Raw genomic sequence first — 14599 nt, forward strand, 5'->3', positions numbered from 1 at the left:
CTTAGCAGGATTGAATTGCGGCAGTTCCTGCGCCAAATAACAATGGAAAGTTGTGTGGTGAGTATGATGAAAACAGCCAGATTCTCGATCGGACAAGTGGTTCGCCACCGGCTGTTTCCGTTTCGCGGCATCATCTTCGATGTCGACCCGCAATTCGCCAACACCGAAGAATGGTATGAATCGATCCCCGCGGAAGTCAGGCCGCGCAAGGATCAGCCCTTCTATCATCTGTTGGCCGAGAACTCGGAGACCGAGTACATAGCCTACGTCTCGGAGCAGAACCTGCTCGAAGACGATTCCGGCGAGCCGGTACGGCACCCGCAGATCAACGAATTGTTCGACAAGACGGCTGATGGGCGTTACGAGCCCAAGCATCATTCCAAACACTGATCTGGTCGAGAACCCCGGTCTTGCGAACAAAAAGGGCTCCGGAATCCGGAGCCCTTTTTTTCGGCGATTGGTTCGCAGTGCCGATCAGACGTCCTTCTTCTGCGGCGTAACGCGCAGTTCGAGCTCGCGCAGCTGTGTCAACGTCGCCGGGCTCGGCGCGCCCATTAGCAGGTCCTGTGCCTGCTGGTTCATCGGGAACAGCGAGATCTCGCGCAGGTTCTTGGCGCCGACCAGCAGCATGATGATGCGGTCGATGCCGAACGCCGCACCGCCATGCGGCGGCGCGCCGTACTGGAAGGCGCGGTAGAGACCGCCGAAGCGCTCTTCCACGTCCTGCTGGCTCAACCCCACCTTTTCGAAGGCCGCAACCATGGTTTCCGGCGACTGGTTGCGGATCGAGCCGGAAGCGATCTCGAAGCCGTTGCAGACGGCGTCGTACTGGAAAGCTTTGATGGTGAGCGGATCCTGGTTCTTCAACGCCTCCAGGCCACCTTGCGGCATCGAGAACGGGTTGTGCGCGAAGTCGACCTTCTTCTCGTCCTCGTTCCACTCGAAGAAGGGGAAGTCGACGATCCAGCACAATTCGAAGCGATCGCGGTCGACGAGGTTCAGTTCCTCGCCCGCACGGGTGCGTGCCTCGCCGGCGAACTTGTAGAACTTGTCCGGTTCGCCAGCGACGAAGAAACAGGCGTCACCGTCATCAAGGCCGAGCTGGGTGCGGACGGCTTCGGTACGCTCCTCGCCGATGTTCTTGGCGAGTGGGCCTGCACCTTCCAGCTTTTCGGCTTCCTTGCGCCAGAAGATGTAACCGAGACCGGGTTGCCCCTGCTGCTGCGCCCAGGCGTTCATACGGTCGCAGAAGGCACGCGAACCGCCTGTCTTGGCAGGAATTGCCCAGACCTGAACCTTCGGGTTCGAAGCAATCATATTGGCGAAGACCTTGAAGCCGGAGCCGGCGAAATGGCGCGTCACCTCTTCCATGATGATGGGGTTGCGCAAGTCGGGCTTGTCCGAGCCGTATTTGCGGATCGCTTCGTCATAAGGGATGCGCGGCCATTCCTTGGTCACCGGCTTGCCTTCGGCGAACTGCTCGAACACCGAGGTCATCAGCGGCGTCATGGTGTTCCAGACGTCTTCCTGCGTGACGAAGCTCATCTCCAAGTCGAGCTGATAGAATTCGCCCGGCAGGCGGTCGGCGCGCGGGTCTTCGTCGCGGAAACAGGGCGCGATCTGGAAATAGCGGTCGAAGCCCGCCACCATCAGAAGCTGCTTGTACTGCTGCGGCGCCTGCGGCAGCGCGTAGAAGTTGCCAGGGTGAATACGGCTCGGCACCAGGAAGTCGCGCGCGCCCTCCGGCGAGGAGGCCGTCAGGATCGGTGTCGAGTATTCGGCGAAACCGGCAGCCGTCATCTCGCGGCGCATCGCGGCAATGACCTGTGTGCGCTTGACGATGTTCTTGTGCAGCGTGTCGCGGCGCAAATCGAGGAAACGGTACTTCAGGCGCACGTCCTCGGGATAATCCGGCTCGCCGAACACCGGCAGCGGCAGTTCCTTGGCAGCCGAAAGCACTTCGATCTCGCGCGCGAAAATCTCGATCTCGCCGGTCGGCAGGTTGGCGTTCGCAGTCTCCGCGGTGCGCGCCTTGACGTCACCGTCGACGCGGATCACCCATTCGCCGCGCACCGTTTCGGCCGCCTTGAAGGCCGGCGAATCCGGATCGGCCACGATCTGGGTCAGGCCGTAGTGGTCGCGCAGATCGATGAACAGCAGGCCGCCGTGATCGCGCACGCGATGGACCCAGCCGGAGAGCCGGACATTCTGGCCGACATCCGACTTCCTGAGAGCTGCACAGGTGTGGCTGCGGTAACGATGCATAGGACTGCCATTCCAAGATTTCAGGGGTTCATGCGAACGGGCGGCGCAGTGTGCGCGATGCCCGAAAATTGGCGCGAAAAGCGCATGCAAGCCGGCTTTTGTCAAGGTGAACGCGACAACTGAACAGCCATGCGGCCCGACCGGCCGCTCAGCCGGAGCCGTTACCGGTCAGAACTGCTTCTTCAGCCAGATGGTGGCGTGTCCTGGCGGATAGTCGTCAATGCGGCCGAACTCCTGAAAACCGTGACGTTTGTAGAATTCCGGCGCCTGGAAGGAAAAGGTTTCGAGATAGGCACCGAGACAGCCGCGTTCGCGCGCGATCGCTTCCGCCTTGGCGAGCAACTGGCTGCCAAGGCCGCCCTTGCGATTCTCAGGGCTCACCCACAACCAGTCGACGAACATCCAAGAATAGCCGGTATTGCCTTTGAGACCGCCCAGCACGCTGCCATCGTCGTCGCGCGCCAGGATCCAAAGCTCCTGGTGATTGTAGGGCCCGCCCTTTGCGACGTTGTATTCGTCCAGTCCCTCGCCGATCATATCGGCGATGTCCTCATCGACTTCCGTGCTGACGGTCAGCATCACCATTGGACACCTGAGGTTTCACTTGAATAGAGGTCAGCGGATTCGGAATGTCTTTTTGGTGTTCCGTTTGCCGCGATATTTGCGATTCTCACTGAGCGGTTTCAAATCTGGCGGGAAAAAGGCCGTTATACGCAGCCGATAGCAAGAATGCGCCCATCTATGACTTGACGAAACCGGTCGGCAGGCGAGACAAGATCGCATTCCTTGCCAATGAGATTTTGATGCATCTGATAACAAGCCAAGAAGAACTGGATGCGGTTGTTCGCGAACTCGCCAAATCCGAATTCGTCACCGTCGATACCGAGTTCATCCGCGAAACCACATTCTGGCCGGTGCTTTGCCTGATCCAGATGGCGGCTCCGGGCGTTACCGCTCTGATCGATCCGCTGAGCCCTGGCCTCGACTTGAAGCCGTTCTTCGACCTCATGCGCAATGAGAAGGTCACCAAGGTTTTCCATGCGGCGCGCCAGGACATTGAAATCGTCGTCCATCTGGGTGATCTCGTGCCGCACCCGGTCTTCGACACCCAGGTTGCTGCGATGGTCTGTGGTTTTGGCGACAGCGTCTCCTATGACCAGCTGGTGCAGAAGGTTACCGGTGCCCGCCTCGACAAGTCGTCGCGTTTCACCGATTGGCGCCACCGGCCGCTTTCCGACAAGCAGCTTGACTATGCGCTGGCCGATGTCACCCATCTGATCGACGTCTATAAGCACCTGAAAGACCAATTGGCCCGTGAGGATCGCGCCCATTGGTTGAATGAGGAGATGGAGGTGCTCACCTCCCGCGAGACGTACGACCCTCATCCCGAAGATGCCTGGAAGCGGCTGAAGATGCGGTTGCGCAAACCGCAGGAACTGGCTGTGGTGCAGGCGGTCGCTGCCTGGCGTGAGCGCGAGGCAAGAGAGCGTGACGTGCCGCGCGGACGGGTGCTGAAGGACGATGCGATCTATGAGATCGCGCAACAGGCGCCACGCGACGCCAACGCACTCGGCCGCCTGCGTACGACACCGAAAGGATGGGAACGCTCGGCGACGGCGACCGCCCTGCTCGAAGCGGTCAATGCTGCATTGGCTCGTCCGAAGGAAGAGATGCCGAAACTGCCAAAGGTGTTTCAGCCGCCGGAAGGCACAAGCGCAGCGTCGGAACTGCTGAAGGTCCTGCTTCGGATCGTCGCCGAAAAACAAGGCGTTGCCGCCAAGGTGCTGGCGACCAGCGACGATATCGATCGGATTGCCGCGGAGGGCGAGGATGCCGACGTGCCGGCCTTGCAAGGCTGGCGTCGCGCCGTGTTCGGCGACGCCGCCCTGCGGCTCGTGCGCGGTGAAATCGGCATCAAGTTCGAGAAGCGCAGGATTGCTGTCTTCGACCTGAAAGCTTGAAAACGAGAGCGAGGAACGCCCTCGCCCATTGCAAGGCCTAGTTCGCGCTCAGGCACCGCCGTGGTAGTTCGGGCTCTCGCGCGTGATCGTCACGTCATGTGCATGGCTTTCACGCAGACCGGCATTGGATATCCGCACGAAAGTTGCCCGCTCACGCATGTCGCCAAGGTCGCGAGCACCGACATAGCCCATTGCCGCCCGCAAGCCACCGGCCAGCTGATGCAGTACCCCGGCCACCGGACCCTTGTAGGGGACCTGTCCTTCGATACCTTCCGGCACCAGCTTCAGCGTATCGCGCACTTCGGCCTGGAAATAGCGGTCGGCCGAACCGCGCGCCATCGCACCGACCGAACCCATGCCACGATAGGCTTTGAACGAACGGCCTTGATGCAGGTAGACCTCGCCCGGGCTTTCGTCCGTGCCGGCCAGCAGCGAGCCGATCATGGCCGCATTGGCGCCGGCGGCCAGCGCCTTGGCAAGATCGCCAGAATATTTGATGCCGCCGTCGGCGATGATCGAAATGCCGGCCTTGTCGGCCGTTTCCACCGCCGACATGATCGCCGAGAGCTGTGGTACGCCGACACCGGCGACAATACGGGTGGTGCAGATCGAGCCAGGCCCGATGCCGACCTTGACGCCGTCGGCGCCGGCATCGATCAGCGCCTGGGTGCCGGCCGCCGTGGCGACATTGCCGGCGATGATGCGCACGGCGTTGGAAAGCTTCTTCGCCCGCGTCACCGCATCCAGCACGCGCTGCGAATGGCCGTGCGCGGTATCGATGACGAGCAGGTCGACGCCGGCGTCGATGAGGCGTTCGGCCCGTTCGAAACCATCATCGCCGACGCTGGTTGCCGCCGCAGCGCGCAGGCGCCCCTGCGCGTCCTTGGTGGCATGCGGGTTGAGCTGTGATTTCTCGATGTCCTTGACGGTGATGAGACCGACGCAGTTGCCTTTCTTGTCGACCACAAGCAGCTTTTCGATGCGGTGCGAGTGCAGCAGGCGCTTGGCCTCGTCCTGATCGACGTTTTCCTTGACCGTGATCAGGTTCTCCCGCGTCATCAGTTCATAGACTTTCTGCGCGGGATTGGAGGCAAAACGCACGTCGCGGTTGGTGAGGATGCCGACCAGACGGCCAGTGATCTGGCCACCGGTGCCGCCGTTCTCGACGACAGGGATGCCCGAAATGCCGTAGTGGCGCATCAGCCCGAGCGCATCCGCCAATGTCGCATCGGGGCCGATGGTGACTGGGTTCACCACCATGCCTGATTCGAACTTCTTCACCTGTCGGACCTGTTCGGCCTGTTCGGTGGGCGTAAAATTGCGATGGATGACGCCAATGCCGCCGGCCTGCGCCATGGCGATGGCCAGCCTTGCTTCGGTCACCGTATCCATCGCGGCCGAGATGATGGGAACGTTGAGTTCGATGTCGTTGGCAATGCGCGTGCGGATATCGGTTTCGCCCGGCATCACTTCCGAATGTCCCGGCTGCAGCAAGACGTCGTCGAAGGTCAGCGCGAGAGCGCCGGTAGCGGTTTCGATGATCTTTGCCATTGCCGATCCCTATCCAGACAAAATGGGGTCTAAAAACGAAACGGGCGCTGACCCGGATGGGTGCGCCGACTCGAAATTCCCTTTCAGGATTGGCGGTGGCTGGTAACACGTCTGATCGCCAATGGAAAGTGCGTGCCACCGTCACACTGCCGTTTCATTGGTATTGCGTTCTGGTGTGATCCACTCCCGGTCCTGGATGCTTGCAATACTGGCTGGGTCGCACAAAAGTGACCGAACGAAATAGGACGCAACCGCATTGCCGTGATAACGGCGTCGACCGAACGATCCCGCCGCGGTTTCAAGGTCCGGACTTTTCGTGAACAGAATCATCCCGCTCGTTCTGGCCGTCGCATTGTTCATGGAAAACATGGACTCCACTGTCATCGCCACGTCGCTGCCAGCGATCGCGACGGATATCGAGACGAGCCCGATCGCGCTCAAGCTGGCACTCACCGCCTATCTCGTGGCGCTCGCGATCTTCATCCCGATCAGTGGCTGGATGGCCGACCGCTTCGGTGCGCGGAACGTGTTTCGGGCAGCGATTGCCGTTTTCATCCTGGGCTCGGTGGCCTGCGCGATGGCTTATTCGCTTGAGACCTTCGTGCTTGCCCGCTTCTTCCAGGGCATGGGCGGCGCGATGATGACGCCGGTCGGGCGCCTGGTGCTGGTGCGGGCAACGCCGAAGAGCGATCTCGTTGCAGCCATGTCCTGGCTCACCATTCCGGCACTGGTCGGTCCCCTCGTCGGCCCGCCGGTCGGCGGCTTCATCACCACCTACTTCTCCTGGCACTGGATCTTCCTGATCAACGTGCCGATCGGCATTGTCGGCATGCTGCTGGCTACGCGTTATCTGCCGAAGACGCCTCCCGGCAAAACGCCGCCGCTCGATTATGTAGGCCTCATATTGAGCGGGCTGGCTGCTTCCGGCATCGTTTTCGGGCTCTCGGTGGTCAGCCTGCCTGCGCTGCCGCCCATCGTCGGCTTTGTCACTGTGGTCGTCGGCATGGTTTGTGGCGGGCTTTATCTTTGGCATGCGCGCCACGCCAGGAACCCGCTCCTGGCGCTCGATCTTTTTCAGAACCAGGCCTTTCGCGCATCGGTCCTCGGCGGTGGCCTGTTCCGCATCGGCATTGGCGCCGTGCCGTTCCTGCTTCCGCTGATGTTCCAGATCGGCTTCGGCCTGACGCCCTTTCAGTCGGGCATGATCACCTTCGTCTCGGCTCTTGGCGCGATCGGCATGAAATTCGTCACCGCCTGGCTGTTCCGGGTCGCGGGTTTCCGGCGTGTCCTGATATGGGGCTCGCTTCTGGCGGCAGCCTCCATTGCCATCTACGGGCTGTTCACGCCGACGACGCCCTATTTCCTGATGCTGGCCGTGCTGCTTGCCGGAGGTTTCATCCGTTCGATGTTCTTTACCGGCGTCAACGCGCTTGCCTTCGCCGAGATCCCGGCCGAGGACACGTCAAAGGCAACGCCCATCACGGCGGTGGCGCAGCAGTTGAACATCGCGCTCGGCGTGGCGCTGGCGGGCGGTATCCTGGAGGTCTCCACCAAGGTGCATGGCGGCCCGCTCACCTTGAGCGACTTCCATATCGCCTTCTTCATCGTTGCCGCGGTGGCCGCGCTGGCAGCGCTGTCCTTCATGCGTCTGTCGCCGGATGCCGGCAATGCCGTCTCCGGTTACAAGGCACAGCCTGGAAAGCCGATCGAAAGCGCTGCGCCAACGGCCTGAGGGGCCACGCTTATTCTTGAGCCGGCGCCCGCCCCTTGAAATCCTTGGCCAGCAGATAGAGCTCGACAGATTCGTCACGCGAGGCCGGCGGCTTGACGTGATGGACCGAGCGGAACGATCGTTTCAGCATGTCCAGCAGCTCGTTTTCCGTGCCCCCCTGGAAGGTCTTGGTCAGGAAGTGGCCGCCGGGCTTCAAGACCGACATGGCGAAATCGGCCGCCACCTCGCACAGATGCATGGTACGAAGATGGTCGGTACGGCGATGCCCGGTCGTCGGCGCCGCCATGTCGGAGAGAACGATATCCGGTTCGCCGCCCAATTCTTCGATCAGTCGTCCCGGCGCCGCGTCGTCGAGGAAATCCATCTGCACGATGGCAGCACCGGGCACGGCATCCATTTCCAGATAGTCGATGCCGACCACATGCGGCGCCTCTGCCGTCGATTTCGTGCGCGCGGCCGCCACCTGGCACCAGCCGCCCGGCGCGGCACCGAGGTCGATCACCTTCTGGCCAGGTTTCAACAGATGGTGCTTGTCGTCGATCTCGATCAGCTTGTAGGCAGCGCGCGAACGATAGCCATCCGCCTTGGAGCGCTGGACATACGGGTCGTTGAGGTGCCGCTCCAGCCAGCGCCGGGACGATTCCTTCAGGCCGCGCTTCTTCTTGACCTTGGTGCGCAAGACACGCGTCGTGCTGCCAGCACCGTCCTTTTTGTTGGTCATTGCCGGCCCTCTGTCCGCCAGGAACCGCGCGCAGCGCGGTCGTCGGCCATCAATTCACTCAAGATACCCTCGCGCAAGCCACGGTCGGCCACGCGCAGGCGTTCCGACGGCCACACGGCTCGAATCGCCTCGAGAATCGCGCAACCGGCGAGAACCAGGTCGGCGCGGTCGGCACCGATGCAGGGGTTGGCGACGCGCTGCTGGAAATCCCAGCCCAGCAGCTTCTGCACCATGCGGTCGACATTCTCGCGCCCCATCCACAAGCCGTCGACGCGGCGGCGGTCGTAGCGCTCCAGATCGAGGTGGACCCCCGCAAGCGTCGTAACGGTGCCGGAGGTGCCGAGCAGATGGAAATGCGGACCGGCAACCAGATGGCTCAGTCGATGGCGTCCTTCGAAGGCTGCAAGGCGCCCGGCGACATCATCCACCATCGCTGCAAAGCTCTCACGCGTCACCGTGCGGCCGCCGAAGCGTTCGGCCAATGAGACGACGCCAACCGGCAGGGAAGTCCAGGAGACGATATGATTTGCAAGGCGTTGCGAGCGGCGGTTACTCAGATCGATCAATGCGATCTCGGAAGACCCGCCGCCGATGTCGAACAGCACCACGCCCTTGGTCTCGCGCTCGATCAGCGAGCCGCAGCCCGAAACGGCGAGGCGTGCTTCGGTCTCGCGGTCGATGATTTCCAGCTTCAGCCCGGCCTCGCGTTCAACCCGTTCCAGAAACTCGGCGCCATTCGCCGCCGACCGGCAGGCTTCGGTGGCGATCAGCCGCGCTCCCGCGACCTTGCGAAGCCGTAGCTTGTCGGCGCAGACCTTCAACGCCTCGATGGCGCGGTTCATGGCTGCGTCGCCCAACCGACCGCTTGCCGAGAGCCCCTCGCCCAACCGCACGATGCGCGAAAAGGCATCGATCACCCTGAATTGTCCGTGGCGACCCGGTACCGCCACCAGCAGGCGGCAATTGTTGGTGCCGAGGTCGAGGGCGGCAAAGACCGGCAATTCGCCGTTCCACGCCGAACGTGATCTCTGCTCCTGCGAGGCAGGGTTGGCAGGTCTCGCTGGTTGAGGATTCGCGGCGACGGACGATTGTCCTGTTCCCTGCGGAGCCTCGGTTGTGGCAGGCCTCGGCACGACGCCGTCCGTGGGCGCAAAAACCTTTCGCCCGCGCCGCCGCTTGCGTCGTTTACGTCCCTTGGCTCCCGGTGGGGCTGAAGCATGCGAATCCCATCGCACGCCAGCATGGCTCTGTCCCTCGCGGCCTGTGGCCCGGGATCCAGGCTCGGGCGATGCCGAAATCCTCTCCGACATGCCGCCCTCCGGCGCTCCAGCGCCGGCGTCGCGGTCTTTCACTGTCAATTCCTTCCAGTGCCGCGCGAACCGGTGGTCCGGACGCTGCTGGCACGAATATTCGTAAGTTGGCGCCAGACTAGCAGCGCAAGGCCCAATCACCAAGACCCGCACGAAAATTGTCGACCGCCGCAGTAGCGTCACAAGTGTCGCCGTAAACGTGCCACAAGTGTTGAATAGCCGGCTTCGATCAGGCATTTCTGGTTTCAACGGGTTTGCTGGCGCTCGTCGTCGGTGCAAAACCTGCGCGGGGCATCGAAATAAGATGGGTTGGGGTTGCTGATGGCCATGACGGCATGAATTTCAGGCGTTTTATCTGGCCGGTGATAGGGCTGGCGGCTGTCGCTTTTTCGGTTTGGGTTCTCTTCAACGAACTGCGCGGTATTTCGCTGGATGATGTCTGGACCAGCCTTGCCGCCATACGCTGGACGCATTGGCTGCTGGCGGCATTCAGTTCGGTCGTCGCTTACGCCGCCCTTGCCGGCTATGATCACATCGCCCTTATGCATCTTGAAAAACGGGTGTCGTGGCTGTTCGTGACGCTCTGCTCTTTCACCACCTATGCGCTGTCGCACAATATCGGTGGTTCGGTGTTCTCAGGTGCTGTCATCCGCTATCGGGCCTATGCCACGCGTGGCCTGTCGGGCCAGCAAGTCGGCGTGCTGGTGGCGATCTGCTGGATCACCTTCGTGCTGTCGTCGATCCTGCTGGGCGGCATCGTGCTGATCCTCATCCCGGACCTGTTCGATCGATTCGCCGATGTCAGTGCTTTCAAAGAGATCGGCTATGGCGGGCTGTCGGCGGGCGCCGGCATCGCCATGATTCTTCTGGTGGGCACCTATGTCTTCGGCAGCTGGTTGCATCTGAACCCGCTGAAGATCGGCTCCGTGCAGATCCACTACCCGAGGCTGCCGATCGTGGCGCGCCAACTGGTGATCGGCCCGCTCGAAATCCTGGCGGCCGGCGCGATCCTCTATTTCGCGCTGCCTGTCGAAAACAATCCAGGCTACCTCGTCGTCTTTGCAATCTTCCTTGTCGCCTTTTCGGCGGCGCAGATCTCGCATGCACCCGGCGGCCTTGGCGTGTTCGAGGTCGTGTTCCTTGCCGGCCTGCCGCAGATGGACCAGGCCGGCGTCATCGCGGCGCTGCTGGTGTTCCGGCTGTTCTACCTCATCATCCCGCTCATCCTGGCCCTGATTGTCGTGCTGCTGTTCGAGCGCTCGCAGTTCGGCCGTGCTGCCAATTGAAACGCTGACGAGGCTTGACTATTTTCGGAGCATGGCTACAAGGCAGCGCAGAAACGGGCACGCGGCATACCGAGCCGCCGGCTTCCAGCCAGGAACACACTTCAGCTCGTTTCGCCAAAGCATTGAGTTCAATGCTTTTTGGGGAATAGGTTAACGGTAGACCCACGGACTCTGACTCCGTTAGTCCTGGTTCGAATCCAGGTTCCCCAGCCAACCATCCTTCTCAAAAGAAGACTACCGCTCTCGGCCTCACTCGCAAATGAGCGGCCTCACTCTTCCCGGAAGGCTTTCTGGATCTGATCCGACAGGGGCTTCACCAGATAGGAAAGCATTGTCCGATCGCCTGTTGGGAAGAACACCTCGGCCGGCATACCCGGTGCCAGTGCCAGCCCGTGCAGTTTGGCGACCTCCGTTTTCGGCAGCTTCACCCGCGCGACATAGAAGCTTGTTCCCGCGCGTTCGTCGATGGTGAGATCCGCCGAAATTCGTGACAGCGTCCCTGTCAGTTCCGGCGTGGTTTGCCGATTGAAGGCCGACAGGCGCAAGATCGCATCCTGGCCCATGGCCACCTGGTCGATATCCTGCGGCGCAATATGTGCTTCAACGGTCAGGTCATCCGTTATCGGCACGATCTGCATCACCTCCTCGCCGGGCGTGATGACCCCGCCGACTGTGTGCACGGCCAACTGAAGCACCGCGCCATCCTGTGGGCTGCGCAAGTCGATGCGTTTCAACTGATCTTCGGCGGCAACCTTGCGTTCGACGAACTCGGAGATCTTTGCCTGCGTTTCACGCAGCTCGGTCGCGACCTCGCTGCGAAGATCCTGATCGATCTGGATGATCTGCAGTTCGACCTCCGCAGCCTTGCCATGTGCCTGGGCTATTCCCGCGGTCAATTGGCCATGCTCGCCTTCAAGCTTCACAGCGTCCCGTTCCAGCGCCGTCATGCGGTTGATCGATACCAGCTTGCGATCCCACAAGTCCCGCACGCCTTTCAGCTCGACCTGGATCAGCTCGATCTCACGCCGTTTTGCCTGCCTCTGCTCGGTCAATCCGGCGGCCTCCTGCGCCAGCTGGGCGATCCGTTCGCGCAATTGCGATCGCTGGCCAGATCGCGCCTGCTGCCGGAAATCGAACAGCGATTGTTCTCCAGCCATCGACGCCGCGACACCGGATTCGTCGCGTCGCGATGTCAAAACCTCGGGAAAGGTGATCTTGTCGTGGCCGTCACGCTCCGCCTCCAGGCGAGCCAGCCTTGCATAAAACTCGTCCAGACCTGTCGAGACGATTGCCAGATTGGCGCGCGTCGTCGTCTCGTCCAGACGCACCAGAACATCACCGGCTTTGACCAGGTCGCCTTCACGCACCCGGATCTCACCGACCACACCGCCGGTCGGATGCTGGACCTTCTTCACATTGGAATCGACCACCAGCCGGCCGGAAGCAATTACCGCCCCCGACATTTTGGTCACTGCCGCCAGGCCACCGACACCTCCGACGAGCAGCAGACAGGTAGCAACCCCCGCTACGAGATAGCGGCGGATCTGTCTTTGATGCGAAGTGTCCTTGCTCATGCAGGGACACCTCTCTCCGCGGTAACGACCTTCAGCGGCGCTGCCGATCGCAGAACCTTGCTTAACACCTCATCCTTCGGGCCGAAGGCCTGAGCATGTCCATTCGCCATCATCAGCACCGTATCGACATTGGCCAGGGCACTGGACCGGTGTGCGACGACGATCACGATGCCGCCGCGTTCCCTGATGCCCCGGATGGCGCCGGACAGCGCCGCTTCACCCTCCGCATCGAGATTGGAATTCGGCTCGTCCAGGATGACCAGGAACGGATTGCCATAGAGCGCACGTGCAAGGGCTATACGCTGCCGCTGCCCAGCCGACAGCGAGGCGCCGGCCTCGCCAACCCTGGTGTCGTAACCTTCGGCCAGATGCACGACGAGATCGTGCACGCCCGCGGCCTTGGATGCCGCCAGCACCATTTCGGACGATGCGTCCGGGTCAAAGCGGGAAATGTTCTGCGCGATCGTTCCATCAAACAGCTGCACGTCCTGCGGCAGATAGCCGATATGTTTACCCAGCTCATCGGTCGGCCACTGATCGAGCGTCGCGCCGTCCAGTCGCACTGAGCCCCGCGCCGGCAGCCAGACGCCTGCAAGCGCACGCACCAGCGACGACTTGCCGGAAGCGCTGGGACCGATGATCCCCAGGCCCGATCCCTTCGCCAGCGTGAAATTCACATCCCAGACCACCGGTGTCCGCTCGCCCGGTGGCATGACACTGACGGTTTCAACGGCCAATGCGCTGACAGGTGCCGGCAGGGTCACGCTGGTTGCGCTTTCCGGAAGCGCGGACAGAAGCTGCTTCAAGCGCGCCCAGCCCTGGCGCGCCGCAACGAAACCCTTCCAATGCGCTATCGCCAGTTCGATCGGAGCCAGCGCCCTGCCCATCATGATCGAACTTGCGATCATGATGCCACCGGTCGCTTCCTGCCGGATGACCAGATAAGCGCCAATCGCCAGTATTCCGGATTGCAACATCAACCGCAGAATCTTGGAGATCGTGCCAAGCGTTCCTGCAACATCGCTGGCTGCCGCATGTGCGTTCAGGTAGTCGGCGTTGACGGCATACCACCGCTCGGCGATGCGCCCGCCAAACCCCATGGCCTGTATGGCTTCGGCATTGCGCCTTGTCGCTTCAGCCAATGTGCTGCGGACCGCCGCATGCTGCCCGGCGATCTTGGTCGGGCCGCTGGTCCGGAACTCAGCCAGAAGGGTCAGTGCGAACAGGACAATGGCGCCAGCGAGCGCGGTAACGCCGATCCAGAAATGAAAGATGAAACAGATGCCTATGTAGAGGGGCATCCACGGCAGATCGAACAGCGCGGTCGGTCCGGCACTTCCGATAAAGGAGCGGACCTGGTCCAGATCCCGCAAGGGCTGCAAGCCGTCACCGGAAGTTTTGGAGCGCAGCGGCAGACGCATCAGCGCCGAATAGACCGAGGGACTGAGTTTCGCGTCCAACCCCTGCCCCAGCCGCACCATGAGGCGCGAACGGATCAACTCCAACACGCCCTGAAACGTGAACAGGGTGGCGGCAAGCACCGCCAAGCCGACCAGCGTCGGTACGCTGCGACCCGGAACGACCCGGTCATACACCTGCAACATGAAAAACGAACCGGTCAGGGTCAGTACGTTCACAACGCCGCTCATCAGGACAATGCCCGAAAAAGCACGTCGAAAAGACGATAGAATTCCGACCAGCGTCAGCGACGGCGATAGCGTCGACTTCATGCAAGCTCGCAATTGGAATGAGGCATCTTCGCCATTGGTCTCGACCCTTAGTACATGACTGTGTTGAGCGTGACGTGGACGGGCGAGCCCGCCTCGACTTTTGCGCTGCCCCGCGCGATCAGCCAGCCGTCCGCGCGCTCCAGGCGCGCAACGACCTGCAGCGTTGGCGATGCAGCAGCAGGGCTTGCGGTCAGGGGCAAGGAGAATTCCAGCTTCTTTGAGCCGCCGTTGCTTTCGACGCGCGTTTCCGCGGCACGGCGTTGCGTCTTGTTCTTGATGGCGGGGTCCTCAAGATAAATCTCGATATGGCCTTCCGGGATGGCCACGTTGCCCTTGAACGTGACCGTCCCACGAATATCTGTTGATTGCGCGGTGGCCGTCGCGGTGGCTGCGGCGACAGCCGCGGCTCCCGCTGCCATCAGTACGGTGCGGCGATTGGTCGGGCGCTTCATCACAAAACTCTCCGTGA

12 protein-coding genes and 1 tRNA gene are annotated in these 14599 nt (G+C 61.8%); 5 read left to right on the plus strand and 8 right to left on the minus strand.

The features are described from left to right. The first annotated feature begins 66 nt into the window (after positions 1-66). The gene (gene hspQ / locus AO692_RS10095; RefSeq protein WP_054310027.1) at positions 67-390 is read left to right on the plus strand and encodes a heat shock protein HspQ; all 324 of its coding nucleotides are present in this window, start codon (positions 67-69) and stop codon (positions 388-390) included. Between the two features lie 84 nt (positions 391-474). Here the strand turns inward: hspQ and aspS are convergent, their stop codons facing one another. Together aspS and AO692_RS10105 are read right to left on the minus strand one after the other, a co-directional pair. Then, positions 475-2265, minus strand: a complete 1791-nt coding sequence (aspS, locus tag AO692_RS10100; RefSeq protein ID WP_054309934.1) for an aspartate--tRNA ligase — start codon at positions 2263-2265, stop codon at positions 475-477. 168 nt (positions 2266-2433) lie between these two features. Beyond that, positions 2434-2844 (minus strand): GNAT family N-acetyltransferase, encoded by a 411-nt coding sequence (locus tag AO692_RS10105; protein ID WP_054310028.1) that lies wholly within the window; start codon positions 2842-2844, stop codon positions 2434-2436. A gap of 224 nt (positions 2845-3068) precedes the next feature. Here AO692_RS10105 and rnd point away from each other — a divergent pair, with 224 nt between their 5' ends. Continuing rightward, positions 3069-4226, plus strand: coding sequence for a ribonuclease D (gene rnd, locus AO692_RS10110; protein ID WP_054310029.1), 1158 nt, complete (start codon positions 3069-3071; stop codon positions 4224-4226). 48 nt (positions 4227-4274) lie between these two features. On the opposite strand, the gene guaB is transcribed toward rnd, so the two are convergent. Further along, entirely contained in the window at positions 4275-5777 is a 1503-nt protein-coding gene (gene guaB / locus AO692_RS10115) for an IMP dehydrogenase (RefSeq protein WP_054309935.1), read from the minus strand. Positions 5778-6093: 316 nt separating this feature from the next. On the opposite strand from guaB, the gene AO692_RS10120 reads away from it, so the two are divergent. Further along, on the plus strand, positions 6094-7509 hold the full coding sequence (locus AO692_RS10120) for a DHA2 family efflux MFS transporter permease subunit (protein ID WP_054309936.1): 1416 nt from the start codon (positions 6094-6096) through the stop codon (positions 7507-7509). A gap of 10 nt (positions 7510-7519) precedes the next feature. Here AO692_RS10120 and AO692_RS10125 read toward each other — a convergent pair whose 3' ends face one another. Both AO692_RS10125 and AO692_RS10130 read right to left on the minus strand, forming a co-directional pair. Further along, positions 7520-8230: an RlmE family RNA methyltransferase gene (locus AO692_RS10125; RefSeq protein ID WP_054309937.1), complete on the minus strand. Its 711-nt coding sequence runs from the start codon at positions 8228-8230 to the stop codon at positions 7520-7522. Then, positions 8227-9582: a Ppx/GppA phosphatase family protein gene (locus AO692_RS10130; protein WP_054309938.1), complete on the minus strand. Its 1356-nt coding sequence runs from the start codon at positions 9580-9582 to the stop codon at positions 8227-8229. Before AO692_RS10130 ends, AO692_RS10125 begins: the two co-directional genes overlap by 4 nt. 293 nt (positions 9583-9875) lie before the next feature. On the opposite strand from AO692_RS10130, the gene AO692_RS10135 reads away from it, so the two are divergent. Then, positions 9876-10826 (plus strand): lysylphosphatidylglycerol synthase domain-containing protein, encoded by a 951-nt coding sequence (locus tag AO692_RS10135; RefSeq protein ID WP_054310030.1) that lies wholly within the window; start codon positions 9876-9878, stop codon positions 10824-10826. A gap of 139 nt (positions 10827-10965) precedes the next feature. Next, positions 10966-11039 (plus strand) — tRNA-Gln (locus AO692_RS10140). A gap of 56 nt (positions 11040-11095) precedes the next feature. On the opposite strand, the gene AO692_RS10145 is transcribed toward AO692_RS10140, so the two are convergent. From AO692_RS10145 to AO692_RS10155, 3 genes are read right to left on the minus strand one after another with little or no spacing between them, the layout of a single operon-like run. Then, positions 11096-12400: an HlyD family type I secretion periplasmic adaptor subunit gene (locus AO692_RS10145; RefSeq protein WP_054309939.1), complete on the minus strand. Its 1305-nt coding sequence runs from the start codon at positions 12398-12400 to the stop codon at positions 11096-11098. Further along, complete coding sequence (locus AO692_RS10150) at positions 12397-14130, minus strand: type I secretion system permease/ATPase (RefSeq protein ID WP_054309940.1); 1734 nt, start codon at positions 14128-14130, stop codon at positions 12397-12399. The genes AO692_RS10145 and AO692_RS10150 overlap by 4 nt, the downstream gene beginning before the upstream one ends. A gap of 47 nt (positions 14131-14177) precedes the next feature. After that, positions 14178-14582: a hypothetical protein gene (locus AO692_RS10155; RefSeq protein ID WP_054309941.1), complete on the minus strand. Its 405-nt coding sequence runs from the start codon at positions 14580-14582 to the stop codon at positions 14178-14180. Positions 14583-14599: the final 17 nt, after the last annotated feature.

The organism is Mesorhizobium sp. 1M-11 (assembly GCF_001303895.1).
GTDB lineage: Bacteria > Pseudomonadota > Alphaproteobacteria > Rhizobiales > Rhizobiaceae > Mesorhizobium.